The sequence below is a fragment of the Paenibacillus sp. IHBB 3054 genome (genome assembly GCF_051594305.1).
In the GTDB taxonomy this organism is placed as follows: Bacteria; Bacillota; Bacilli; order Paenibacillales; family Paenibacillaceae; genus Paenibacillus_AQ.
Genome location: NZ_JBOFBG010000019.1, coordinates 105,471 through 131,359 on the forward strand (window position 1 = coordinate 105,471; position 25,889 = coordinate 131,359).

Here is a 25,889-nt window from a genome sequence, read left to right on the forward strand (position 1 = left end):
TTAAGGAGATCCCCTGTTCCGCTGCTCAGCGGATTGATTCAGCAATCTGCATGATTTCTTCGCGGTCTAAACCTTTGGTGCTCAAGCTGTATAATACGCCGTCTGCTTCCCAATCCAAGCTTTTGCTATTCATTAACACTGCGTCGATCCCGTTCACCTTCACCTGCTCGATCTTGCCGTCGGTCGACATCTCATAGGCTGTTTCATGATCAGCATAAGACTGCTGCATCCAGATCTTTACGCCTTTCTTCTCACTGGTGAAGATCAAGTCGGCATATTTCCTGCTGATCCCATCCTTTCCCTTGTACAGCTCTCCGTGGTCAAAAGCAATGCCTTCAGGTAAATATTCCGGCAGCTTCACTTCAAAAACCGTGTATTGGTTCAGCTCTGCAACTGTCTTGACACTGAAAATACCAGCCGCTTTTTCCTTATCAAGCACATCCTGCTCCTGCTGTGTGACAGGTTTGCCGTCTACAAAATCCACAATCGGCTCGCCGTCCGCCGTAAAGATCTGCCCCCTCTCTATCTCCTGGGCAAAGGATACTACCGGATGGCCGTCCTTATCATAAATCTTGCCTTTCATCTCTTCCGGAATTTCAGGGATCTGGTCCGGATCCATCTCATTCGCGATGATATGTCCCAGATTAATGGTCTGAAGCACCCGGCTCAGAACCTCCTGTGCAAAGGATGGCTTGACCACAGCTCCGCTTACCGCAAATGCTACAAGCAGCGAAGCCGCAATCATTACCGGCCGTTTGAAGCTGCGGGAAGAGCTCCTTCTGGAACCGGCCTGCACTTTGCCGGCCCGGCTTCTAACCTTGGACCAAACTGCCTGCTGATCCGTATTGCGGCTGAAATCATGTTCGGCCAACACTTGTCCAAGCTCAAGCAGCTCGCGGTATTCTTCGGATCCCTTCCATTCACCAGAGCCTGCTTTGTGAACACCGTTATCCATATCCATCGCAAAACGTTGCGCGGTATCCTTGTTTTTCACAGTTCATCCACACTCCCTATTTCAGATTTGAGTTTTCTCATACTTCGGTAGAGAATCACACCTACATTACTCTCGGAAATCCCTGTGAGCAGAGCGATCTCTTTATTTTTCAAATCGGCACCGAATTTAAGCGCTACGACATTCCGCTCCTTGACAGCCAGCTTGTCCAGCGCATGATTCAGCCTCGTATTTCGTTCTTCCTCCAGCAGCAAATCCTCGGGGCTTTTTTGCCGGACACCAGTTCCATAACTGTATCCAGTGAGAACAGACGGGTTCTCTTCCGGCTTCTGTAATAATCGTTCACAACATTTCTGGCGATGGCAAACAGCCACACTTCAAAGGGCGCTTTCTCACCGGAAAAGCTGTCCAGCTTAGACAACGTTTTCTCAAATACCAGGCTCGTCAGATCCTCAGCCGTATAACGGCAGCTGACCCTGTAAGCTATATAGTTATATATCCGCTTATAGTAGGTTTCAAAAATCGTTGTAAACTGCTGGTCTGTCTCCGTATTTTCCTGCATTCTCTCTAGAATAAAAGGCTGTAACAATGCGCGCTCTTGCATCCCTTAAGCTCTCCCTTCCTGCAAAATTTCACTTGGCCAAGTAATTTACTCCAGCTAATACGCGTGTACACGCAGTTTCATTACAGGATTGGGAAATTATTACGAATGAATATTTTATGGTATAATTAACCAAATCTATGATAGGTTTGCTGAAATGGAGGATTTGAAATTATGGTAATTGTATTTGCAGCGTTACTGTTAATAGCTACTCTAGTTGCAGCGTATCGTGTAAGCAGCGGGAAATCCAGAAAGAGAAAATTAATCATTTGGGGGATCACCCTCATGGTGCCTGTCTCTCCCTTGGCATCATGGATGATTTCTTTGCTCTATGCGGACTTTGTTGCACATGATGGATTTGCAGGGATTGCGCTGCTGCTGCTGCTTCCACTTTTTTTCCTGGCCGGATTGATCGTTCTGCTTACAGGGATTTTTCACAAAAAAGAAACGGGCACTGTGTAGTTCCCAGCGGACCGTTTCTTTTCCAACAACTATTAATTATACATTATTATCTAATTTAGTATATTTATTGATCAACTCATCCAATAACATAGATTGTTTAATTACACTCGGGTGCAGCAGGCCAAACTGCTGTTCCATCTGATTTAGTCTGGCCCGCTCCACTTCAATCTGTTTCTGGATGACTTCTATCTCGTTCATTAGCACTACCTCCCGTAAATATTCTAGAGGTTTATGTCAAAATATAGGTGAAGTTGTACAATGCATCAACGTATAAAAATACGCCGCTTGCGGTTTAGTTCCCGTTAGGCGGCGGTAAAGAGTCGACAAATATAAATTTCAGAGGCGGAAACGGAATTACCGTAAACAGACCGAGGCGGTACAAGAATACTTACTCTTGTACCGCCTCGGTCCGGTTCCAGCCATGCTTCACAGTTTAATCTTTTCTAATAAGCCGAGCAGCTGCTCCTTCTCTTCCGGTGCGAATTCCTCATAGACCGCTGCCAGCAGCGACTCCGATACGGCTTCAAATATCGGCTGAAGCTCCCGGCCTTTCGCCGTAAGAGACAAGCGAAAGATCCTCCCATCTCTTTGATCCTGCTCCCGCTGGACGTATTCCATGCGCACCAGTTTATCCACCAAAGCTGTAATTGTAGATTTGTCCTTATCAATGTAGCAAGACAACTGATGCATCGTTATGTATTCCTGGACAAACAGCTGGTATAGAATATCTCCGTGCGAGGGGGCGATACCTTGAAGATTGTGTTTTTTCAATTCCCGTTCGATGAACTTATTGCCACGCCGGTGAATGCGGCCAATGACCGCGAGTACATTATTTTCATTCATAATCCCATGTTAATTTTAAGCAAAATATGTGTCAAGCCTTTCCCCGTAAAGCCGCACTTCCCGGCGTAGATTTCTTCAATATTCCGCTTCCAGCCGGTGAATCCCTGTCGATCAGGGTGTGATTCTGGGTACCTTCACTACGTTGGCCGCTGGCACCTGACCCATTCGTAACAGCCTTGTTGTTGCTTTGTTAACAGATCGTGATCTGAAAGCAGGTGTTTTACTATATAATAAAATAGACTGGAACGTTTATACTTTGGAGGTTAACCTATGAAAAAATTATTCGGCGCTGCCGCGATCGCCCTGTTTATTGCAGGATGTACGGCTGCGTCTCCTATAGATACTGCTTACGCCGCATCCCCCTTACTCCTTGCTGTGGATGGACAACCTGCTCTCACACCACTTCATCCCTTCTATTCCGGAGGAATCTTGTATGTACCCGCAAGAGTCTTGCTCGAATATTATCCCTGCCAATTGATCTGGGACAATGTCCGTAAACAACTGACCCTCAGCGATATCAGCTCCAATACAGTCCTTACACCCGGCAGCTCAGCCATGCAAATCACCTATACACAAACAGACGGCAGCAATGAAGAAATGCAGGAAGGACCCGTCATCGTGAAGGACGGACATAACTATATCCCGGCTGATACATTGTATGATCTTACCGGAGCTGAAAGTAAGTTTGAGACCATAGGGAATACAGTATCCATTGTGCCCGGAAGTGTCAGCACGACGGTTCGGGTTCCTAAGGAGCCTCTTGCTGTTGCAGCGAACAACTCCAAGGTCAAGCTATACACCGCGCTTAAGAACGGCGACACTTATAAAGGATTCATACTTGAAGTGAATGGCCGGAAACATAACTTCAATTGGTCGGCTCCAAGAATCTACAACTCTCCGCCCGAGCTTCACTATGCCGATGTCGATAACGACGGGAGGCCGGAAGCAATCGTCATTCTTACGCAGGGTACCGGAACCGGAATTGTTGCGCAGGAGGTCCATGTCGTAAAGCCTGAACTGTGGAAAGAGCTAACCCTCCCTGCAGCAGATAAGGCAGCTGCAGCTGCCGTTACCTCCAGTCTGGCCATCGATCAGAAGGATGTGCTGATCCGCCTTGAGGTCAAAGGAACGGCACCGTCCAAGCTAACGCTGCGGCTTCCCGGCCGTGCAACGGATTACGGTTTGGATTATTTCGGCAAGGAGGCAGGAATCGGAGCTGTTACCTATTACCAAGTGGAGGGCGGCAAACTGAAGGCAGAGACCAGTGTAATGGTCGGAATGCAAGAGAGTATAGGAACACTCATGCTGGAGTACAAGGCAGGCGGGAAGGGAATGGAACTGGGTTCAATCAAATTTGAGCCGGATGCTGCCATTAAGCCGAACATGGAGCCTAAGCAGGGGTAATTGAACAAAATCAAGAGTCTGCCGGAGACAACAGAAGGAGGTTCAAGAAACCAATGATAGATGCCCATATCCATCTAGAGCAATATACTGACATGGAGCTGGAGTCCATGTTGCTTGAGCTGCCAGGACTCGACATCGAATCGCTGATCGCAGTCTCGATGAACCTGGATTCCTGCATCCGCACGCAGAAAATCGCCGCATTATATCCAGTCCAGGTAAAACCGGCCTATGGCTTCCATCCCGAGCAGCCGCTGCCTCAGGAAACCGAGCTTTACGCACTGCTGGACTGGATTGAACGCCATGCCGGAGAAATGACTGCCGTAGGTGAAATCGGATTGCCCTACTATACACGGGCAGAAGCACTGGAGCGGGGCGAAGCCTTTGAGATGGAGCCGTATATCAGGCTGCTGGATACCCTGCTTGGCCTTGCAACCCGCCTGAACAAGCCCGTTGTACTGCATGCCGTATACGAGGATGCTCTGACCGCTTGCGATCTTCTGGAGAAGCACGGCATTACCCGTGCGCACTTTCATTGGTTCAAAGGCCCGGAAGAAGCTATTGTCCGCATGATCGAACGCGGATATCATATTTCCTTCACCCCGGATATTCTCTACGAACCGGAGATCCGCGACCTCGCCCTCCGTTATCCGCCGAAGCTGGTAATGGCGGAGACAGATGGACCTTGGCCGTTCGAAGGTCCTTTTGCCGGGAAGCCCACCCATCCGGCCATGATCCGTGAAGTTGCAGCCGCCTGGGGGGCGCTACATGGTTATTCCGCCTCCCAGGCGGCGGCCATGCTGACTGCGAATACGGCGAGGTTCTATGATTTCTAGATAGAGACACGCTGCCGCCGGAGAAGAAGGATGTGTAATTGCCGGCAAGTCAGAGCTAGCCCTACAGCGGGATTCTTTCTACACGTGACAATTTCTCACCGGTGAATTCCATCCGGTAAATATCCGGCTTCGTAGTCTGCATCAGAAATTCCAGTCCATAGTCATCGGAGAAATACCCCATCATTAAGGCCATCACCAGACCATGGGTGCCAATGACTATGTTTTCTCCCGGGTGCTTCCACAGGATACCCTTAAGGACTTGGACCGCCCGTGCTTGGCATTCGTTATTGGATTCTCCGCCCGGTAAGGCAAAATCCGCGTCTGCATACATCTTTCTTAGCGAAGGATATAATTCGTCTTCTGGCAACGGGCGGTTGCCTTCCATCCAGATTTTTTCTTTCAGCGCTTCATCGGGAACAATCTCCTGACCCAGTTCTTCTGCTAAATGTGCTATCGTCTGTACCGCACGGACATAAGGACTGCTGTAAAATGCATGGATCCCTTCACTCCGCAATCTTGCCGTCACCTGACGGGCATCTGCTTCACCTTTGGGAGATAACCCGCGTTCCCTCTCATCTCCTCCGGTTTTGGGAGACTCTCCGTGCCGTACCATGTAAATGAAAGTACTCATTTCAAATAATCCTCCTGAAATTGTATTGCCGGCATTGAATTCTTACAATAACTGTAACTGCCTACAAGCCTGCGGCTGAAGCATACGCTTCTCCTAACACTTTCGCCGGGAGGATTCCATGTCCTCCTTCAACAAGAAAAATAGACCAACCAAAGGTTTCTGGCTGACCTAATACTACGAAAGAGCCACGCGGGCTTGTTGGATATTTAAGTTGAATATGAGAATCTCTACAGGGGGAAGCTCTACAGGAGAAACCCTACAGGAGAAGCCCTAAGTGTACTTTGTACAGTTATATTAGGGATATTTGCACATATGGGAGAGTTAGTTGTATTCTGTACAGCTAGAAATCGGCTATCCACCGAATTTCGGGCAATCAGCTAATTTTAGCTGTACGAAATACAATTAAAAGTAAAATCAGGCCCTGGGGAGTCACTTTAGCTGTACGAAGTACAACTATAAATCTGCCACCCGGCAAATGAGGCAAAGGGAGAGGTCCAGCTTACCAAAACACAACTAAAATAACTTTAGGGCACTGCTGCCCTACTACCCAATTCGTCCGCAGAACCAGCTTAACTACGCTGTCACGCCCTTTAGAGCCACTTCCACTTCTATCCAGCACACTTCTATCCAGCAGACTAATATCGAGCACACTAATATCCAGCACACTAGCTGACCTGTTCTACAGAACTTACTCTCTCCCGTTTTGCAACTGGCCAGAGCACACGTCCGAACACTATACCGGTCAGACCCAGAACAGCTTGGACGATGCCGAAGTTGACGAAGATTTGACCAGGACCGGCAAGTTCGACCAGCAGACCTCCCAGCAGCGGGGCAACAATCATCACGGCACCGAGGATCGTGCTCTGAATACCGAATACCCGGCCTGTCATATGTGGAGGCGTTTCTTTCTGCAGGCAATAATTAAAGGCCACAATAAACATTCCGTTCCCGATGCCCAGTATGAATCCCAGCAGCAGCACCCAGATTACAGAAGCTCCGGGCTGGAGCAGTCCCAGGCCGAGAACTGAGACGCCGATTAGCACATAACCAGTTCCAAGTCTCCAGCCATACCCCGTTCCCAGCTTCAGCTTGTTCATGACGAGGATGATGAGCACAGCCCCCGCACCGGAAGCGGCAACCATCCAGCCCAGCAAGGATTCATTGGTCGGCGAAACCATCCGGAACAAGCTGGTAAATTGAAAATCAACCATCTGGATCGCCAATGCCCCGGTAAGTCCGAACAGCATCGTATTCAGCAGCACTCGGCTGTGCAGCATAAAGCTCCAGCCTTCCTTCCACATGGTGCGAAGCGGAACCCGTTCTTCCGGTGACTCGGGAACAGGATTTGCCTCTCCCGCAGGAATGTTTCTTACCGAAAGCAGCAGCAGATAGGAGCAGACACGAAAAATGGCATTCAATAAAATGCACCACTGCGGCGTGAGCACTGACAAGGCTAATCCGCCCAGCAGCGGGCCGGCAATTTTGGAGCCTTGATTCACAATGCCGTTAAGCGAGGTTGCCTGAAGCAGCTGGTCCTCCCTGACAATACTCCGGGTCATGGACTGCTGTGCAGGCACATTTAACGTAGAAACTGCTGCGCGCAGCGACAGCAAAGGCAGCAGCCAGACCATACTGGGAGCAAATAATACCAGCACGGTCAGAACCGCGGTGAGCAGATCGCATAACCGCATCAGCTTCAGCTTGTTCATCCGGTCGGCGGCCACCCCTGCCACGGAGCCGAGCAATACGCTCGGCAGCGCTATGGCTACCGGAATCAGCGCCAGCATCAGCGGGCTGGCCTGCCAGCGGTAGCCGACAAGCACTTGAATGGCCAGTGTATCGAACCAATCGCCAAAGGTTGCCGTGGCGAAGGCGCTGTATACACGCATGTATACTTTGTTATGCAGCAGGCTGGTTCCCTGCTTAGTTGAAGCCTCCATCTGTCATTCCTCCAGGTCACATTTAGAATCTTAGAATTGTGTAATTCATGATCCTACTGTAACGGAGAATTGTCAGAGAATTATCAGAGAGCTTTCAATATCTGCTGCAACACATCCTCCAAAGACTGGGCGAGCCGGTCGAACCCCAATTCCTCAAGCTTGGCTGCAAATTGATTATCATATTTGTGCTGCAACGCTTGAGGAGGAGGGAACATCCGGCAGAAGTGATATATGCGGTACAACGCATGAAGAGGCAGAGGAACGAATCCGGTCATTTCCAGCACCTGCAGCCCTTCATCCAGCAGTTTCTCTGCTTCACGCCACTGCTTGTTGCGCAAACGCCATAGTCCTTTGACTATTTTATAGCTGCCAATCTCCCGCAAAAAAGGCTTGTCCAACAATACTCCCTCTATAGCCTCGTCCAGCCGTTCCAGCTCAGCATCTCCGGTTCCCGCCACCAGATGCACAAACAGCTCCACAATCATCGTAACCGGAATGAAATTTTCATAACCGGGTTCAGCAATGACTTGATAGGACCTTTCCAGACGTTCCAGCGCCCTCTCCGGCTGCCCCGCCAAGGTGAACAAATCCAGAATTGTGAGGATCTCCAATTCCACCTGATCAGGCGGAGGCAGCAGTTTTTTCCGGATCACCTGCTCACAGTACGCCAGCTTCGCCTTGGGGTCGCCGGAGAAAAAGTAGAACAGCAGCAGGTAAAAAAGCCGGTCCTTCAAAGGCACCTCTTTCGTATACAGCAGCCACTCCAAATCCCCTTGCACAAAGTGAATAACCATGGAATAATGCGGGTCCAGCTCATAGCCGAGTATGTCCTGCTGACGCGCGAGGGTGAGCATCGATTTGCCCTGGCCGTATACATGAAACTTGCCGAACACGTCACGCATCGTATCGCGCAGCTCCGGATCATGCGTGGTCGGTGTAATCATCACACTGCCCAAACCCGGCACTGCCAGACTATAACCAAAGCCCCGTACCGTCTTGATATCAAGTCCTTTAAGTCCGCGGAGCTTTTTGCGCAGCCGGTAGATATGATCATCCACTGTCCGTTCCACCGGATACTCCAGCGGCCATACTTTATCCAGAAGCTGCTCCCGGCTGAAGGTACGCCCCCTGTTATGGTATAAAAACTGCAGGAGCGCAAATTCCTTAGGCAGCAGTTCGATCGTCATTCCTTCAGCCGACACTTTATATTCGCTCCCGTTTAATTCCAGATGCATAGCTGAACCTCTTTTCCACGGATGAATCTATCACTTTATTATAACAGCCAGCCTTCACCCAGCTCCAGCGGGAAAAAGGCAAAAAGAGCAAACCCGCAACTTCCTGCAGGTTTGCTCTTCTTTCCACTCTACCTATTGCGCTTTGCAGCAGCAGTATCTCTTATCCGCAGATTATCCCGCCATATTGTTAACTGCATCCTGTTCGGAAAATACAGAGATATGATCCACGGCGCCGGAGGACTCCGGAATAATGAATTTGAGCTGGTATTCCTTGCCGGCTTGGTAAATGTAGATCTTATCGCTGCCGTTCACCGCAGTACTGTCCGGCTTGCCGAGTACTTCTTCAATCTGCTTCAGAGTCAACTTCTGCAGCTCAGCAGCGCTTGAGCGGACATCGAAGATCCGGCTGCCTTTATTGAAGCCAAATACGACATGTTTGTCACTGTAGACTGAATACATCCCTTTGCCGGCCGAATCCTTCGTGTCCGGCTCTCCCCATACTGCTTCGACCTCATCTATTAATCCGCTGTGCGCAGCATATTCTACACCCGGCACTTTACCCTGCTTGGCAAGCTGGAGCAGTTCTTCCAGCTGCTTGCTGCTATCCTGCGGAGCTGCGGCAGAAGACCCTCCAGCTCCAGAGCTTGGTGAAGCTGCCGCTGCCGGCTCCTCGGTTGGAGCAGATGAAGCGCTCGCTTCCGGTTGTGAAGTTGCCGGTACATCCGTACCAGCCGCCGTTGTCGGCGATGCAGAGGCCGCCGCCTGTTGATCAGAAGAATCACAAGCCGTGAGCCCGATCACCCCTGCCAATATAAAGATGCCGGCTATTGCTCTAAATGTTGTTGTCATCTTGTCATCTCCTTGACTGAACTGCTAGTACTGACGGAGGGAAATAGGGAAAGGTTGCAGGAACTACCAGAGTACTAAGACAACTTTAGGCACAAGAAAAAACGCCACTTAGCTGCCTTAGCAGCCAAGTGGCGCAGTTCTGAAACTTTTATCCGATTGTCTAGATTAATTCCGACTGTTGCAGCAACCGCTGAATCATTGCGGCAACTTCGGCTCTTGTGATAGATGCCTGCGGATCCAAACGTGTGGAAGTTCTACCGGAAACAATTCCGGCGGCAACACTATCTGCAGCACTGCTCACTGCCCATTTCGAAACGCTGCCTGCATCCGTAAAGGAACTCAGCAGCTCAGAAGCCTCTTTACTCTGGAGCTTATCTTTCAACGCGGTGATTTGCATTGCTTTTGCAATCATCGTCATTGCTTGTTCACGGGTAATCTTGTCCAGCGGACGGAAGTTGCCGTCTTCAAACCCGTTGATTAGTTTGTAGGCATACGCTGTCTGTACTGAACTGCTGTACCAATCCGAAGCCTTCACATCCGAGAAAGCACCTGCGCCATTCTCCAGTTTCAAACCTAACCCCCGTACAACGATTGCGGCGAATTCGGCCCGCGTAATCTCTGCAGCAGGATTAAACGCTCCGTTCCCAACGCCGTCAATAATCATGCGTGAGCCCATGTTGTTGACGATATCTTTTGCCCAATGACCGTCCATATCCTTGAATTCCAGCGGATGCCAGATAATCGAGTAGGTGCTGTTGGTCAAACTATTGACGATAGCAAAATATTGTTGATCAATCTTAGCCACTTTTGTCGGCACATGTCTCACCGATCCGTCCGGCTCAACCACAACCCCGGTTGTAATTCTGTTCGGGTCCACACCATCCGGAAGAGCAATCATCCGCTCTACATAAGCGTTGAACTTCGTTAGTTCAACTGTGGTATCCCCGTATTGAGCCCGGATTACAAAATTAAGTGGTGGAGCAGCAAGCGTAAACTCCCCTGCAGCCGCCGAATTCTCCACTATTCTCAGCGTATCCGCTGTCGGCTTAGCGATCTCAATTTGAATTTTGATATCTTCAAGGGCAACTGACGCTCCAAGCTGTGTTGAAATAGACTCAATGTTGATTTGCGCCGCAGGAAGCGTGTAAGTGGCATTTCCGCTTTTAAACTCAAGCACCGCCTGCTTTTGTTCCATGCTCTTGATCATTTGGCCGCTTAACTCGCCTATGACAATATTAGAACTGCTGATCACCGGAATCGTTATCAGAGCTCCTTGGCCTTCGGCTGCCAGCCTTTCTTCCAGCTTCTTCTGATCAATTACGACAGTTGTAACACTCTGCCCGTTCACGATGGAGGTTGTTGCTGTTCCTGCTCTTTCCACCTTGCCATTAACAAAAACATCAACACCGTCGTTTGTCACTGGAGTCGTGATTACAGGCGGGGTCTCATTCTCTCCTCCACCAGATGGCGCGGATGGCGCGATTGGCGTAACTTCGTTCGATAGAGCGGATGAGGCACTGCTGCCTGCGCCGTTAATCGCTTTTACCGTAAAAGTATAGGCCGTGCCGTTTGTCAGTCCTGTAATTGTAATGGGACCCGTTGTTCCAACCCCCACAATGTTGCCCGGCGAAGCCGTAACCTCATAACCGGTAATTGTACTGCCTCCGGTCTCTGCCGGGGCCGTAAAGCTTACCACCGCTTGTCCATTTCCGGCTACTGCGGTTATATCCGTCGGCGCGCCAGGGACCGTTTTTGGAGTAGCGTTCAATTCGTTCGAAGCCGCGCTATCCCCTACTTCATTGGCTGCTTTGACCACAAAATAATAGGCTGTTCCATTATTCAATCCTGTCGCCTTATAGCTGTATACCGAACCGCTGACTGTAGCTATTTCATTGCCATATTCAGAGGAAGAAAGTCTCTGGAATATCTTGTACCCTGTTGAACCCGTAACCGGACTCCAGATCAGGTTAATCTCGCCATTACCGGCAAAAGCAGATTGCAGGAACGGCACTCCCGGGATAGGCACCGACGTGTCAGTTACTGTAATAACAAGCGTCTGCACTGCGCCCGCTGTAAAGTTGAACGTTAAGCTCGTCGTGCCTTCTGCCAGCGTAGCCAAGTAATCCTTCTGGAGGGTTACTATGTTGCCTGACACGGTGTAATCACTTCCTGCGGCAAGATATGCTACACCGTTTGAGATGCTGGTGAGATTATTGCCATTCAGCATCACCGTTATTACAACATCCGCCTGTTTGCCCGTATTCTTGTCGAAGCTTGCAGTCTTCGGACTAATTGAACTGTTATTGGCTGTTGAAATCGTGTAGCTCTCGCTCAACACGGTGCTGTCTGTCATCCCCGGTTTCACCGCGATGGCCTTAATCGTCTTCGCGCTCGTTAGCGTAATCGCTCCACTATAGAGCGTACTGCTGCTGGTTGGCGTTGTGCCATCCGTCGTATAGTAGATCACCGCGCCGCTGGTGGTGCTGCTCAGCGTTACCTCCGTGCCCGACGCTACCTCGCCTCCGGCTGGGTTGGCTGTTGGCGCTGCAACCTGCTGCGCCGTAATGGTATAGCTCTCGCTCAGCACCGAGCTATCCGTCATCCCTGGTTTCACCGCGATCGCTTTAATTGTCTTCGCGCTCGTTAGCGTAATCGCTCCATTGTAGAGAGTACTGCTGGTGGTTGGCATTGTGCCGTCCGTCGTATAGTAGATCACCGCTCCGCTAGTAGCGCTGCTCAGCGTCACCTCCGTGCCCGACGCTACCTCGCCTCCGGCTGGATTTGCTGTTGGCGCTGCAACCTGCGCCATGATCATGTAGCTCTCGCTCAGCACCGTGCTGTCCGTCATCCCCGGTTTCACCGCGATCGCTTTAATCGTCTTCGCGCTCGTCAGCGTGATCGCTCCATTGTAGAGCGTACTGCTGCTGCTTGGCGTTGTGCCATCCGTCGTATAGTAGATCACCGCGCCGCTGGTGGCGCTGCTCAGCGTCACCTCCGTGCCGGACGCTACCTCGCCTCCGGCTGGATTTGCTGTCGGCGCTGCAACCTGCTGCGCCGTAATGGTATAGCTCTCGCTCAGCACCGAGCTATCCGTCATCCCCGGTTTCACCGCGATGGCTTTAATCGTCTTCGCGCTCGTCAGGGTGATCGCTCCATTATAGAGCGTACTACTGTTGGTCGGCGTTGTGCCATCCGTCGTGTAGTAAATCAGCGCGCCGCTAGTGGCGCTGCTCAGCGTTACCTCCGTGCCCGACGCTACCTCGCCTCCGGCTGGATTCGCTGTTGGCGCTGCAACCTGCTGCGCCGTAATGGTGTAGCTCTCGCTCAACACGGTGCTGTCTGTCATCCCCGGTTTCGCCGCGATCGCTTTAATCGTCGTCGCGCCCGTAAGCGTAATCGCTCCGCTGTAGAGCGTACTGCTGTTGGTTGGCGTTGTGCCATCCGTCGTGAAGTAGATCAGTGCTCCGCTGGTGACGCTGCTCAGCGTCACCTCCGTGCCCGACGCTACCTCGCCTCCGGCTGGGTTGGCTGTTGGCGCTGCAACCTGCTGCGCCGTAATGGTGTAGCTCTCGCTCAGCACCGAGCTATCCGTCATCCCCGGTTTCACCGCGATGGCCTTAATCGTCTTCGCACTCGTCAAGGTGATCGCTCCATTGTAGAGAGTACTGCTGATGGTTGGCGTTGTGCCATCCGTCGTGTAGTAGATCACCGCTCCGCTGGTTGCGCTGCTCAGCGTTACCTCTGTGCCCGACGCTACCTCGCCTCCGGCGGGATTTGCTGTTGGCACTGCAACCTGCGCCATAATGGTATAGCTCTCACTCAGCACCGTGCTGTCTGTCATCCCCGGTTTCACCGCGATGGCCTTAATCGTCTTCGCGCTCGTCAGGGTGATCGCTCCATTGTAGAGCGTACTGCTGCTGGTTGGCGTTGTGCCATCCGTCGTATAGTAGATCACCGCTCCGCTAGTTGCGCTGCTCAGCGTCACCGCTGTTCCAGACGCTACCTCGCCTCCGGCTGGGCTGGCTGTTGGCGCGTCTACCTGCGCCATAATCGTGTAGCTCTCGCTCAGCACCGAGCTATCCGTCATCCCCGGTTTCACCGCGATGGCCTTAATCGTCGTCGCGCTAGTCAGGGTGATCGCTCCGCTGTATAGCGTACTGCTGCTGGTTGGCGTTGTGCCATCCGTCGTATAGTAGATCACTGCGCCGCTGGTGGCGCTGCTCAGTGTCAACGCCGTGCCCGACGCAACCTCGCCTCCGGCTGGATTTGCTGTCGGCGCTGCAACCTGCGCCATAATGGTGTAGCTCTCGCTCAGCACCGAGCTATCCGTCATCCCCGGTTTCACCGCGATCGCTTTAATCGTCTTCGCGCCCGTCAGGGTGATCGCTCCGCTGTACAGCGTACTGCTGATGGTTGGCGTTGTGCCATCCGTTGTGTAGTAGATCAACGCGCCGCTGGTTGCGCTGCTCAGCGTCACCGCCGTGCCGGACGCTACCTCGCCTCCGGCTGGATTTGCTGTCGGCGCTGCAACCTGCGCCATAATCGTGTAGCTCTCGCTCAGCACCGTGCTGTCTGTCATCCCCGGTTTCACCGCGATGGCCTTAATCGTCGTCGCGCTCGTTAGTGTAATTGCTCCATTGTAGAGCGTGCTGCTGTTGGTTGGCGTTGTACCATCCGTCGTATAGTAGATCACCGCTCCGCTGGTGGCGCTGCTCAACGTGATCTCCGTACCCGACGCCACTGCGCCTCCGGCTCCGGTTGGATTCGCTGTTGGCGCATCCACTTGCGCTAGGGATCCGCTTGCCGACATCACTAATTGCGAATTTCCGGAGATAACAATTCCACCATTCAGCTCCATCAGTGCATAAATCGCATTGATATCAATGTCCGACAAATCAACTCCAGCATCCTGCCAGGTAGAGCCCTGGTCTCCTGTGTAGTAAATCCCCGGAACATTGTTGCTGTCGATTGCTACCATATAAATATTGTTTCCCTTTTGTCCCATCATCGTAGAAGCCCCGTAGAAACTATAAGTACCAGTTAAAGTTGGGGCGCTCCATGCCGAGAGATCATCACTTGTGCGGGAGAATACTTCATAGGTTGTTGAATTATACCCGGCCAGGACATATTTACTTCCATCATAAACAATATTATTAAAAGCTTCTGTGTGATTAGGATAAGCACCGGAGTGATTTACCCAGGTGTCCCCATCCGTTGAGGTCCAGATACTTGCCTGGTCTACATTGCCGCTGCTGTCATAGCCATAGCCTAAAGCAATAAATTGATTATTATCATAGGTGACGGTATATAGGGCATCAATGGATTGCACAGGCAGCACGGGCTCATTCCAGACCACCCCGTCAACCGACGTTTTTATTTTGGGCACCGAACCGGAGCCTGCCCCAACTGCAACAAATTTCCCGTTGCCAAAGGCGATATCTGTCAAAGATGTGGAATCGTTTATACTGTTTCGTACAGTCCACACTGAACCATCGGTTGAGGTGGCCAGCGCTGTTGTCGTTTGACTCACGTCGCCGATCGCCACGTATTTGTTATTGCCGTACGCTGCGGCCGTAAAGGCTCCTGTTCTTGAGGATAAAGCGGCTTTACTCCAGGAGGTCAAATCACCCGAAGTCCATATGGCCCCATCTCCACCTTCTTTGCCAACAGCGACATATTGGGATCCGTCATGGATAACTTCATAAAAAGCTCCCCCCCATTTATAGCTCCAATCCGAGCCGTTAGGGGATACCATCATTCCTTCATTTCCTAGACGGAAATACTTCCCGTTCACGAACATCGAGCTCTGAGTCACAAAATAATTCTTAAACGGCTGCATCGTCCATGTGGTTCCGTTCGTCGAAGTATACACCGCTCCATAATTAGGAGCTTCATAGCCGAACAAGTAATATTTCGTTCCATCATAAAATCCATTAAACATCTGATTATTATATTGAGAGGAATTCTGCTTAAAGGGGGCACCGAGCAAAGTGAAAGTTGAGAGGTCTGTAGAGGTCCAAATATATGCCAAAGGATCTGAAATATAATAGCGGTCCTTCATCCAGGTAATCATGTTTGTACCAATGGATGGTCCTGAAGGGCCTGACGGCTGTGCTACAGTCCAGGTTGTGCCATTTGTAGTGGAATATATTTTCCCGTTCCCGGCGCCAATAGCCAGTCTGGATCCATTATTTCCTACCGTTATTCTCGTTACATAATCGCTAGAAGCAAGGCCAGTAGGGACGACTGAGGTCCAAGTAATTCCGTCTGCCGACGTTAAATATTTCCCCTCTGTTGTGGCGTAGAATGCACTGTTCCCGTTAAATTGAAGAAATTCAACATTCCCTATCCCCTTGCTCACATTGGAGGTGCGCTGCGTCCATGTTGTGCCGTCGGGTGAGGTCAGAATGACTCCCGCGCTCCCGCCTACGACGAATAATCCGTTTCCATAGGCTACCCCGTTAAAAGTGAATGAGCTCGGATCTGCCACTCCAGTGTAGGTGATGTCTGCTTTTGTTTTTACGTTCACCCAGGTCTCTGCATCCGCAGATTTAATAATCGCCCCGTAGTAACCTACTGCGATATACGTATTATTGCCATAGGCAAGATCCGACATTGCACTGGATGGTAAATTGTCGTAGCTTTTCAGCGTAAAAGAATCCGGTGCCGGATTAGCAGCAATTACAGCCTGCGGGTGAAACATGAACAGCGTTAGAACTCCAAGCAATATCGTTCCAACAGAAAAATAACTTAAACCTCTTTTCATCATTAGCTGCCTCCATTATGTGATCTCGTCTATGAAACTGACAATTTTGTGAACAAACTTAATATCCCATAATTCGACATCCTACGCCTAAATCCTCTAAAAATTAATCATTTAAAAAAATAAATAAAAAAGCAGCTATTTGGACAACTCCGCATAGTTACTTTTGAGTTATTTCGATCTACTATTCAACTCTTATTTAGCATCTCAGGAAAAAATCGCCTGCTTACGCAACCATAACCCACCAGCACGCATCTTAATAGTAAAGGGAGGGGAGCTTCATCTGGATATTATAGAAAGAATTATTGCTAGGGATGAGTCGGCTCTCCGCCTGTTGATGGAGCTTTATGGTGATATGCTGCTCAGAACCGCCTGCCTGCTGCTTAAAGACCAGCAATCTGCCGAAGAAGCCGTGCAGGATACCTTCATTCAGGCTTACGCCAAAATGGCCCAGCTTCAGGATCCGCAGCGGTTAAAGGCCTGGCTGGTTTCCATTGTTGTCAACCGCTGCCGGATGAAGCAGCGGACGTGGAGCTGGCGGAGCATTTTTCCTGCGGCAGAGAGCGGACAATGGATGGAAGAGTCCGGTGCCTCCGCTGGAGCGGAAGAACATTTTATGGTGGAATGGCATCATGTGCGGTTGGTTGAAGCCGTCCGAAGCCTGGATTACATCTATCGTGAAAGTCTGACCTTGTACTATTTCCATGAAATGAGCATCCGCGAAATAGCCGCGGAGCTGAATACAGCGGAGAATACGGTTAAATCCCGTCTGGCCAGAGGCCGTATGCTGCTTAAGCAGACTTTGGAGAAGGAGGGCATTTCCTATGAATACGGATCGTGAACAAATCAAACAGTGGCTTGATGAGGAGCTCCGTCCCGTCACTTTCACAGGTCATGAACAGGTACTGCGGCAAACCCACCCTCCTACGGGCCGGGCCCGTCTGCTGGCACTGTGGAACAAGGAGCTGGAAATTCCGCTCAAAGCTGTTGGCGCATGCACGGCAATCCTCGTAACAGGAGCACTGCTGTTATATTCACCGCATACCGGTACTGAAACCCAGCAAGCAGTTCAGCAGCCGGGACAACGTGAATTAATCAAAGCCGGAGGCAATATGTACTGGAAAGACATCTATGAGCGGGCGGTGAAACGGTATGAAAATTAGATTAAAGGTCAAACACCTGGTGCTGTTCGTGCTGCTGCCCCTCTCCCTGTTGGCTATAGTAGCTGTTGTACTGCCTTTCTCACGATCCGGAACAGGAAACCCCGCCTTAACGGCTTCCACAGCCAAGGATGATCGAATAAAACTTCTCAATACTCTAAGTGGCAGCACCGGCAGCAAACGGATGGAGCTGATCCGCACAAAGATCATTGAACCCGGCAATCTAGATACTTCGTACAGCTTCAATGTGTATATCGGAGCTTCGATGACTCAGTCATCACAAAGTGAAAATGAAGAAACTCATTCCCCTCTGCTGCCCGGAGACAGGATCAAATTCCTGCAGGAGTATATTATGCAAGGCCCTGCTGACTATTCTATGCTGAATGCGGTCAAGCAGCTGCTCTATGAGTACGACGTGATTGGCACAATGGATGATGAGGCTGACCAGGCACTGGCAGCTGCGGTGGAGCGGATTAGCAGCCCCTCTTCCTTGGCAAAGGAACTGACGCTGATCCGGGCAGAACGGGCACTGAACAGCGGTAATTTTACAGCGGCGGAAGCCCTGCTGAAACAAGCGGATTCCCCTGTCCAGAACAACGATCTGGAAATGGATGCCCGTACGGCCTGGCTTGGCGGACGGCTGCTTTTTGCCCAAGGGAAAAGCCGTGAGGCATTAACTCTGATTACAACCGCGCTGGAACGCTACCGGGTGGGATGGAAAGAACTGAAAAAGGAATATGGCGGGGACGAACTACAGTCAATCCATTCAGGGGAAAGCGGCAATGGCAGCAGCGCTGAAGCCTTCGAGCAGGAAACTACTGACAGCGACATCAGACTTATTGCCCTTCGGACGGCACTGCAATCTGCTGTAGATATGGGTATCCATACACCGGCGACCCTACAGGGTACACTCACCAAAAGCGATGGAACCCCGGTTTCGCGGGCCGGCATCTTTCTCCGTGCAGAAAGTGAGGTCCATCATAGTGTTATGGGCAATACCGAACCCTATCAAATCGTTACCGATGAGAGCGGACATTATCAATTCAGCGGGGTCATTCCCGGCTTCTATCAGCTTCAGATCGGCGTCAGCTTTGCCCAGATCGACGGTTGGGCCTGGCCTATACAGTCTGATGACTGGATTGAAATCAAGCCGGGGGACGACTTAACCGAAAATATCGTTCTGCAGCCGCTGCTTGAACTGAAATCTCCTGTCAATTCACAAGTGGTTACCGGTTCCTCCGTTAAATTTGAATGGGAGCCGGTCAAAACTGCGGCATATTACAACCTGAGCGGCACCGTTAATATAGAAGACGGCTCATTCACTACCATAGTTCGGCAGAACATTAAGGACAACAAGGTATCCATCCCGGCGGAAGAGTTATACGATGCCGGCGGCTTCTCCATCAGCGGCGGGGCAGATGACTGGAAAACTATTCAACCATCCTCCCTGCTTGGGTTCGCAGACCCTGAAGGCCGGTTCTCGTGGACCATCGATGCTTTTGATGAGCAAGGCAAGCTGCTTACCCGCAGCAACGGCTATCGGCTGAACGATGATACCGTGGGCAATCTGCCTTTCTTCTATTACAAGTCGCGTACACTTACTGCCGCAGACAAGCTTGTTAAGGACAAGAAGCCCGAACAGGCACTGCAGGCCTATCGCCGTGACTACGCCGCAAATCCGCAGGATGCCCATGCCCTGAAAATGCTGACTCATCTCCTGAGAGCCAAAGCCTCCTATGCAAAAGATAAACAAGCGGAGGATGCGACAATCCCCTTGTTAATCCAGCTCGTTCAGCTGCGTCCGGATGCCAATTTTACCTTTTCACTTGTAGATCACTACTTTGACCACGCCGACTGGGTGAACTATAACAAATATTACTCCATGTATAATGAGCTTATTCAGGAAAAACCAAGCTCTTATGAGATGGCCATCCATGCCACCGCACTTATATTTCAGGGGCAATTGGCAGAGGCCCGCAAGCAGTTTGCCGTTGCGCTGGAGGAAGACCTCAGCCACCGCTTTATCGGCAGCTATCTGGCGGCGGAACTAGCCGCCGGCCAGCCGCTCACCTCCGTGCTGGAGCTGGCGAAACGTTATCCTGAGCACGGATATCGAACAAGCGGATACCGCTGGCCTCTGCTGATCTTGAAGCTTCAGTCTGAGCGGGAAAAGCAGCCGGAGGTTTTTGACAACCTGCTGCAAGAGAAGCTTGCTTCTTATGCCGCAGGGGAATCGGAGGCATTGCAACAATGGACCAAGGAGGGGGAGCCTTCAGCACTGAAAAACTTCATGAAGGCTGTACTTGAAGTTAGTTAAGGGCACTTTTTCCGGAGACAAGTAAAGGGATAGAATCGGGTAGTTGAACAACCCGTTTCTATCCCCTTTTGTCTTACTTCAATTCATCCAGTGCGGCTTTATTTACTACATATGTTCCGGCCATCATATCGTGTAAGGCCCGGTTGTAGCGGGTAACCACAATAATCAGGCAATCGACAATAATAATAAGGCCCAGAATCTCATTAAGACCATTGTTCAGATTCGCCCAATCGGAAAAATAGCCGGACAACGAAGAAATCATCTTTTCATTAGAAGTTATAACTACCGCAAGCAGTGAGTTGATCAGATAAAGGCTGTAGCGGATCACCGACTGCTTCACCGTAGGATAAGTGCCGCTTCCGTTTACAATTCTTGTTTTGAGCAGCAGCCTCCCCGGTGTCCCGCCATACTTCACAACCATAAAAATATTGAACGCTGCCAGCGCCCCCCCACTCGATCAACAGCGGAATTAAAGAATTGTAGTTCTCCGCCGACGCAAGCGACCATCTATTCAAATAATAGGCGGGAATGGCCAGAATAATAAAATCCAGCAGGCTGATCAATAACCTTTTCCAGAATCCCACAAAGTCACTCATTTCAAGCCTGGTTTCCAACGTTTGCTCCATCGAATATTTAACGCTCCCCCTGATGTATTTTTACTACTTCTTCATTCTAAGAATTAATTCTCCAAAATATTCAATTTTCCTCCAGCAGCGTCCCAATAGCTTTCCGCAGATTCACAATCTCCGCCATCAGTTCCCGGTTCTCTTCCTCTGTCTCCAGGGCATCGCTCCGCATAAGCCGGGCCAGGCTCATCTCCAGCAACTGCAATTCTCCTTCACGCGTCTGCTCCTCAGGGGTCAGCACCCGGCCGCGTTCCTTTGCAGTATATTCCTCATAAGTGCCCGGGAAGAACTGCGGTCTCCGCCCATGCTCCAGCAGCAGCAGCCGGTTGGCGACCTTAGTGTGCAGATAACGGTCATGGGAGACGATAACCAGCCCGCCCGGATAGGCCGCAAGCGCCTCTTCCACCCGTTCCCGGGTGTCGATATCCAGGTAATTGGTCGGTTCATCCAACACCAGCAGATTGCCTCTGCCGAAGTAGAGCCGGAGGAACGCGACCCGGCATTTCTCACCCATACTAAGGTCGCCAATGTGCTTAAAGACATCTTCCCGGGGGAATAAAAAGCAGCCCAGAATCGTCCGCGCCTCCGTCTGCGTCATCCCCGGCAATTCCAGCAGGCTGTCCAGTAAGGTCGATTCAGGATTGAGATGATCCAGCTCTTGAGCAAAATACCCGATTTGAGTACGCGGATGTTGGGTCACTTCACCGCCGGAGGGCTGTGCAACTCCTGCGATCAGCTTCAACAGCGTGGACTTCCCGGCACCGTTCGGTCCCAGAACGGCAAGCCGGTCGCCCCGCCGCAAGGAGAGATTGAAGTCCTCCAGCAGCGCCGGGTTGTCTCCATAGGCATAGCGGATATTGTGTAAGCTCAGCAGCGCATCTCCCTGGAAAGCTTCACTCTCCAGCTTCATGCTCAGCTTGGGTGCTGCTTTCGGCAGCTCCACGCGGTTTTTCTCCAGCCTTGCCAGGCTGGCCTCCTTGGCATGGAGGCGGGAAACATTCTTCTTCGATTTCGAGCGCAGGAAATCGTTCTGTCCGGCGGCGCGGTGCGCCTGCTGGAACCATTCCGCGTAGCGGCGGATGCTCTCCAGCAATTGCTCTTTCTCCTGCTCCTGCTTTTTGTATTGCCCTTCAAGCGTGCGGGCCTCCAGCGCTTTCTGCTCGCGGTATTCCCTATAGGCGCCGGGATAACGGCGGCAGCCCTGTGGAGTCAGCTCCAGCACAGCGGTAGCTGTCCGGTCAATGAAAGTACGGTCATGGGAAACGTACAATACCGTTCCGGGATAGCCCCGCACCCATTCCTCCAGCCACTCCATCGTCTCATTGTCCAGATGATTCGTCGGCTCATCCAGAACCAGCAGCTTGGGCTGCCGGGCGAGCAGCGCAGCGAGCTGAACCCGTGTCTTCTGGCCGCCGCTGAGCAGGCGGTACGGCTGGCCCCATAGCGCAGGATCAAGCTTCAGCTGTCTGAGGCATTTCTCCACCTTGGCTTCCCAGCCATAGCCGTCCAACTGCAGATAGCTCTCGTAGACTTCTCCATATTCGGCCACCGCCTCTGCATCGGCACCTTCCGTATCCTGAAGCTGCTTGCCCAGTGTCTCCAGTCTGCATTTAAGCGCAGCTAGCTCTTTCCAGCCGGAGAAAACATACTCCAGCACAGTCATTTCAACTGAAATCTCCAGCTGCTGGTCCAGCACACCCCATTCCTCCGCGGGCAACCCGTAAGAGACACTGCCCTCCTCAAAGGCCAGACGGCCGAGCAGTCCTTGCAGCAGCGTCGTCTTGCCGATCCCGTTGCGCCCGAATAACAGCACGCGTTCCCCTTCTGTGATTTCAAACGACACACCTTCAAATAGGGCAATGCCATTCCATTCCTTACGTATATTTTTGGCTTTTATTAAGGTCTTGGTCATATTTATTCCTCCGCTTCATCAAATACCGAAACTAAAAAACCGCAGCCAGCGGCCTGCGGTAGAGTTGTGTATGAAGGGGGAGAGATGCCAGGAAACAGTGGTGCGGACGAATCCTTCCCCTGTTTAATTGCAGGCAAAGCCGTCAACACCAGCTTCAATCCTCTATTAGCATCGTATAGGCCCCGAACGACACACGTATCCCTGACCGAACACCCTACAAGGGCGTCCCGTGGCTTGTGCATAAGCACATCACAAGTTAACTGGTCTGTTGCTGGGAAACGTGTTAGTTATTCATCAGTCGGGTGAACCTCCGTAATTGTCCGAATTATTATTGTTTACAGTATATAGAAGCCGGGACCCGATAAGCAAGGTCAAGAATAATTATAGTTAAGAGTTACCTGTGAACAGCATCAACTCCGAGTTGGATCTCCTCATAGAAATGACCCCTCCTAGAGTGAATTAAGTCTATAGCTCCTTTTGCATTGCGATCCCTACGAGCTTCTCGCCATCCGGTTTGACCAGTACCTTATATCCGCAGGGGCTGAATCCCTGCTTGCAATAGAACAGCAGTGCTCTTGTATTCGTATTGTGGCAGTATAACTTCATCGTCCGGACTCCATGCTCCTGCTTGGCGGTATCCATCATGGTTTGGATCAGGTAAGCCGCAACCCCTGTGCCTCGGGATCTTGGACTTACAATCACATTGCCCAGCCAAATCGTATGGCTCTCCTCATCCTTATCATAAAGATTGGCATAGGCAAGCGGCTCTGGCACATCCCTGGATTCAATGACAGTCGGACTGTATCTGTTCTCCAGTACCTTCAAGATTTGCTCCGCTGTCAGCGGATACCGGAATTTCGGGCTTACAAGAAAAACTTCTTCGGCGTCCCGGACAAACGCACAGATGGAGTCCAGATCCTCCTGTGCTAAAGCCCGGCTGGTCAAATTCAGCGTCATACGGCTCACTCCTCACTTTAGTTGTTTTCCTTGTATCCTCAGACTGAAAGAATCCGCCAGATCACTATTTTTGCCGGAGCATCCAGTCAGCTTATATTCAATCTTCTTATCGGTGACCTCTTTACTGATTCCTATGCAGACACTGGTTCTGACTTTACCTTTTGCGTACTCATCGTGGGTATTGTCATATTTAAATTTCACCGTTTCTCCATCATAGGCAAGATCAATATAGATCGGGTCTGCTTCCTCCGTGTACTGCGTAACCCTAACCTTATCGGAGTGATTCTCCTCTATATTGCCGAGAAATTCATCCAGTCTCTCCGCATTGGTAATCACCCCATGGAGGTCCACAACATCTCCGCGTTCCGCAGCTTCGTCAGGATCATAGGAACTACTGCAGGCCAGCAGCATGGTTGTGCAGATTATAACGTAGAGAGTTGTAAACAAAGTTTTCATCGAAAACCTCCTTTTGCACTTACCTACCTATAACTTCAATATTTATCCTGTAAATCCTGCCTATCCCGGTGACAGGATCAGTCGCAACTACGGTGATATTTGGACTTCCAAAAGGCGGACACTACCGCTCCTCCAGTTCCAAACTTCCCCTTCGCTGCTCCTTTCTCTCATCTCAAATTTTCAAGTTCAATCTATATATATGTTAAAAAGACCGCAGCCGGATGCCCTCCCGTCTGCGGTCATACAATCACGATGAACGTTAATTTAGTCCGTGAAAGCCACAGTCTGCTCCTTCGGCTTCCAGGTGAACTGCAATCCGAATAGCCCGGTGACGTTGTCCAGCGGAATGAGCAGCCTGCTGCTCTCCAGCCGTGAAGCTGTTATTGCAACCACTTTTCCATTAACTACCGCTTGAGCAGTCTGAGGTTTATGAATCACGGTGCGATCCCCGATGGTAATAATAAGTGCACCGGTCCCTGGCTGAAGTTTCAATGTTCCGCCCCAGAGGGCGACGGATTCTCTGAGAGGTATAAAGACTTTGGAGTCCTCCACTACAAAAGGATCCTTTAGCTTTACACTTTCACCGTGAATGATGAACGTCCCGGCGAACACTTTATGGCCGAGTTTATAACCTGCTTTGGTAGCAATGGTTTCCATATCCGATGAGGAGGACGTAATAATAACGGTTGTATTCTTGGCCACCCGCGGATACAGCCAGTGGATATCGTCATTATGCATCCGGATGCAGCCGGCGCTGACATATTTGCCGATGGAGGATTCATTATTGTTGCCGTGAATGGCATAGGTTGTGCCCATCGTGCCGTTCACTTTCAGTCCGAGCCAGCGGTCACCGAGCGGATTGGCCGGATCTCCGCCGGGAATCTTCTCCTTGTAGTAAGGTCTGTTCTTGACCTTGACCACAATCGGGAAGCTGCCTTCAGGGGTCAGGCTTTTTGTCTTGCCCGTTGCAACCGGAAAAATCTTCTCCAGCTTGCCGCCGCTGAAATAACCGAGTTTGTTTGTCTTCTTGTTGACAATGATCAGCTCTGACGACGCTGCCTTTGCTGCCGCCGCTCCGGTAAAGCAAGCCGTAAACAGCAGCACAAACATTAGCGCCAGCTTGAGTCTGCGTGCCCAATAAGCCTTGCACCAGCCGGCCGTATCATGCAGATTCATGTTGCCCCACCTCCAGGTTATGGGTGATTAAGGAAACTCATCTACATAGACGAAATCAGAGTTCATTAGTTGCACCGCTGCCTGTACCTATTCGTTCTTGTTTGTCCCATACTCCCGAAAACTGAATAGGTATGAATATTCCGCCGACCCCTCAGAGATAATAAATCCGCAAGTTCAAATTCAAACGCCCAAGGAGGCAAATTACTTTGAATTCAAACCTTTCCAGCCAGATCAGTCATTGCGAACAAATCATTCAACAGCTTGTGAGCCAGACACAGCAAGCCAGCCAGAATTATCAGCAGCTTCTCCAGCAGGAGCAGCAGAATGCGGTAAGACTGGAAGAACTGGCCCAACGTGAGCACAAGGCGAGTCAAATTATTCAAAATGCGCTGCAGGGCCATAACACAGCCATTCAGCAGCTGCAGCAGGTTACACAGACGCTTAGACAGCTTGAGCAGTCCTCTCAATTTGCCGGAAATACTACAGGCGCTCAAAGCTTTAACCCGTCCTTCAACCCATCCTATGGTCAACAGCAGCCTATGCATGCGGTGCATACCCCGCTGAACCCGTCGTTTAATCCGATGCCATCGCATACCGGTTCTCCTACCGGCCAAAACTATGGCTCATTGATGAATCAAGGACGGAACTTTCAATAGGACTTGCTTATCTTTCTAAGAAGGCTGTCTCCGGCAGATTATTCTGCTTGAGACAGCCTTTTGTGCTACTTCATACGGCAAATCGGCTGTTGACCATAGCTTTCGTGCCGCTTGTT

The 25,889-nt window shown here is 50.9% G+C and carries 22 protein-coding genes; 7 read left to right on the plus strand and 15 right to left on the minus strand.

The genetic code is table 11. The features are described 5' to 3' along the window. Positions 1 to 25: 25 nt before the first annotated feature. Genes ACQ76X_RS20455 through ACQ76X_RS20465 form a run of 3 tightly spaced genes read right to left on the minus strand, consistent with a single transcriptional unit; the run spans position 26 to position 1,556 of the window. A complete protein-coding gene (locus ACQ76X_RS20455) occupies positions 26 to 994 on the minus strand; it encodes a DUF4367 domain-containing protein (RefSeq protein WP_438495665.1) in 969 nt (322 codons plus the stop codon). Next, positions 991 to 1,206, minus strand: a complete 216-nt coding sequence (locus ACQ76X_RS20460; RefSeq protein WP_438495666.1) for a sigma-70 family RNA polymerase sigma factor — start codon at positions 1,204 to 1,206, stop codon at positions 991 to 993. Before ACQ76X_RS20460 ends, ACQ76X_RS20455 begins: the two co-directional genes overlap by 4 nt. Then, positions 1,173 to 1,556, minus strand: coding sequence for a sigma-70 family RNA polymerase sigma factor (locus ACQ76X_RS20465; RefSeq protein ID WP_438495667.1), 384 nt, complete (start codon positions 1,554 to 1,556; stop codon positions 1,173 to 1,175). The genes ACQ76X_RS20460 and ACQ76X_RS20465 overlap by 34 nt, the downstream gene beginning before the upstream one ends. A 171-nt stretch (positions 1,557 to 1,727) precedes the next feature. Here ACQ76X_RS20465 and ACQ76X_RS20470 point away from each other — a divergent pair, with 171 nt between their 5' ends. Continuing rightward, positions 1,728 to 2,015 (plus strand): hypothetical protein, encoded by a 288-nt coding sequence (locus tag ACQ76X_RS20470; RefSeq protein ID WP_438495668.1) that lies wholly within the window; start codon positions 1,728 to 1,730, stop codon positions 2,013 to 2,015. A 36-nt stretch (positions 2,016 to 2,051) separates the two neighbouring features. Here ACQ76X_RS20470 and ACQ76X_RS20475 read toward each other — a convergent pair whose 3' ends face one another. Continuing rightward, positions 2,052 to 2,213, minus strand: a complete 162-nt coding sequence (locus ACQ76X_RS20475; RefSeq protein ID WP_081965701.1) for an aspartyl-phosphate phosphatase Spo0E family protein — start codon at positions 2,211 to 2,213, stop codon at positions 2,052 to 2,054. A gap of 228 nt (positions 2,214 to 2,441) precedes the next feature. Then, positions 2,442 to 2,858: a MarR family winged helix-turn-helix transcriptional regulator gene (locus ACQ76X_RS20480; protein WP_438495669.1), complete on the minus strand. Its 417-nt coding sequence runs from the start codon at positions 2,856 to 2,858 to the stop codon at positions 2,442 to 2,444. Positions 2,859 to 3,128: 270 nt separating this feature from the next. Here ACQ76X_RS20480 and ACQ76X_RS20485 point away from each other — a divergent pair, with 270 nt between their 5' ends. Further along, the gene (locus tag ACQ76X_RS20485) at positions 3,129 to 4,262 is read left to right on the plus strand and encodes a stalk domain-containing protein (protein ID WP_438495670.1); all 1,134 of its coding nucleotides are present in this window, start codon (positions 3,129 to 3,131) and stop codon (positions 4,260 to 4,262) included. Positions 4,263 to 4,315: 53 nt separating this feature from the next. Further along, positions 4,316 to 5,095: a TatD family hydrolase gene (locus ACQ76X_RS20490; protein WP_438495671.1), complete on the plus strand. Its 780-nt coding sequence runs from the start codon at positions 4,316 to 4,318 to the stop codon at positions 5,093 to 5,095. 61 nt (positions 5,096 to 5,156) lie between these two features. On the opposite strand, the gene ACQ76X_RS20495 is transcribed toward ACQ76X_RS20490, so the two are convergent. The 5 genes from ACQ76X_RS20495 to ACQ76X_RS20515 form a co-directional block, all read right to left on the minus strand. After that, positions 5,157 to 5,726: a histidine phosphatase family protein gene (locus tag ACQ76X_RS20495; RefSeq protein WP_438495672.1), complete on the minus strand. Its 570-nt coding sequence runs from the start codon at positions 5,724 to 5,726 to the stop codon at positions 5,157 to 5,159. 665 nt (positions 5,727 to 6,391) lie between these two features. After that, positions 6,392 to 7,666, minus strand: coding sequence for an MFS transporter (locus tag ACQ76X_RS20500; protein WP_438495673.1), 1,275 nt, complete (start codon positions 7,664 to 7,666; stop codon positions 6,392 to 6,394). Positions 7,667 to 7,749: 83 nt separating this feature from the next. Further along, positions 7,750 to 8,901, minus strand: coding sequence for a winged helix-turn-helix domain-containing protein (locus ACQ76X_RS20505; RefSeq protein ID WP_438495674.1), 1,152 nt, complete (start codon positions 8,899 to 8,901; stop codon positions 7,750 to 7,752). A 171-nt stretch (positions 8,902 to 9,072) separates the two neighbouring features. Further along, complete coding sequence (locus ACQ76X_RS20510; RefSeq protein ID WP_438495675.1) at positions 9,073 to 9,750, minus strand: YjgB family protein; 678 nt, start codon at positions 9,748 to 9,750, stop codon at positions 9,073 to 9,075. 160 nt (positions 9,751 to 9,910) lie between these two features. Continuing rightward, positions 9,911 to 16,519, minus strand: coding sequence for a chitobiase/beta-hexosaminidase C-terminal domain-containing protein (locus tag ACQ76X_RS20515; protein ID WP_438495676.1), 6,609 nt, complete (start codon positions 16,517 to 16,519; stop codon positions 9,911 to 9,913). Between the two features lie 328 nt (positions 16,520 to 16,847). Here ACQ76X_RS20515 and ACQ76X_RS20520 point away from each other — a divergent pair, with 328 nt between their 5' ends. Genes ACQ76X_RS20520 through ACQ76X_RS20530 form a run of 3 tightly spaced genes read left to right on the plus strand, consistent with a single transcriptional unit; the run spans position 16,848 to position 19,990 of the window. Next, entirely contained in the window at positions 16,848 to 17,354 is a 507-nt protein-coding gene (locus ACQ76X_RS20520) for an RNA polymerase sigma factor (protein WP_438495677.1), read from the plus strand. Continuing rightward, the gene (locus ACQ76X_RS20525; RefSeq protein ID WP_438495678.1) at positions 17,338 to 17,676 is read left to right on the plus strand and encodes a hypothetical protein; all 339 of its coding nucleotides are present in this window, start codon (positions 17,338 to 17,340) and stop codon (positions 17,674 to 17,676) included. The genes ACQ76X_RS20520 and ACQ76X_RS20525 overlap by 17 nt, the downstream gene beginning before the upstream one ends. Continuing rightward, complete coding sequence (locus ACQ76X_RS20530) at positions 17,666 to 19,990, plus strand: hypothetical protein (protein WP_438495679.1); 2,325 nt, start codon at positions 17,666 to 17,668, stop codon at positions 19,988 to 19,990. The genes ACQ76X_RS20525 and ACQ76X_RS20530 overlap by 11 nt, the downstream gene beginning before the upstream one ends. Before the next feature lie 73 nt (positions 19,991 to 20,063). Here the strand turns inward: ACQ76X_RS20530 and ACQ76X_RS20535 are convergent, their stop codons facing one another. The 5 genes from ACQ76X_RS20535 to ACQ76X_RS20555 all read right to left on the minus strand — a co-directional run bounded on the left by ACQ76X_RS20535 (position 20,064) and on the right by ACQ76X_RS20555 (position 25,117). Further along, entirely contained in the window at positions 20,064 to 20,432 is a 369-nt protein-coding gene (locus ACQ76X_RS20535; protein WP_438495695.1) for an RDD family protein, read from the minus strand. Between the two features lie 254 nt (positions 20,433 to 20,686). After that, positions 20,687 to 22,528 (minus strand): ribosomal protection-like ABC-F family protein, encoded by a 1,842-nt coding sequence (gene abc-f, locus ACQ76X_RS20540; RefSeq protein ID WP_438495680.1) that lies wholly within the window; start codon positions 22,526 to 22,528, stop codon positions 20,687 to 20,689. A gap of 465 nt (positions 22,529 to 22,993) precedes the next feature. Beyond that, a complete protein-coding gene (locus tag ACQ76X_RS20545; RefSeq protein WP_438495681.1) occupies positions 22,994 to 23,485 on the minus strand; it encodes a GNAT family N-acetyltransferase in 492 nt (163 codons plus the stop codon). Between the two features lie 12 nt (positions 23,486 to 23,497). Continuing rightward, positions 23,498 to 23,941, minus strand: a complete 444-nt coding sequence (locus ACQ76X_RS20550; RefSeq protein ID WP_438495682.1) for a DUF4362 domain-containing protein — start codon at positions 23,939 to 23,941, stop codon at positions 23,498 to 23,500. Between the two features lie 264 nt (positions 23,942 to 24,205). Beyond that, a complete protein-coding gene (locus ACQ76X_RS20555) occupies positions 24,206 to 25,117 on the minus strand; it encodes a L,D-transpeptidase family protein (protein WP_438495683.1) in 912 nt (303 codons plus the stop codon). Positions 25,118 to 25,323: 206 nt separating this feature from the next. Between ACQ76X_RS20555 and ACQ76X_RS20560 the strand changes: the two genes are divergently transcribed. After that, a complete protein-coding gene (locus tag ACQ76X_RS20560; protein WP_438495684.1) occupies positions 25,324 to 25,773 on the plus strand; it encodes a hypothetical protein in 450 nt (149 codons plus the stop codon). Positions 25,774 to 25,889: the final 116 nt, after the last annotated feature.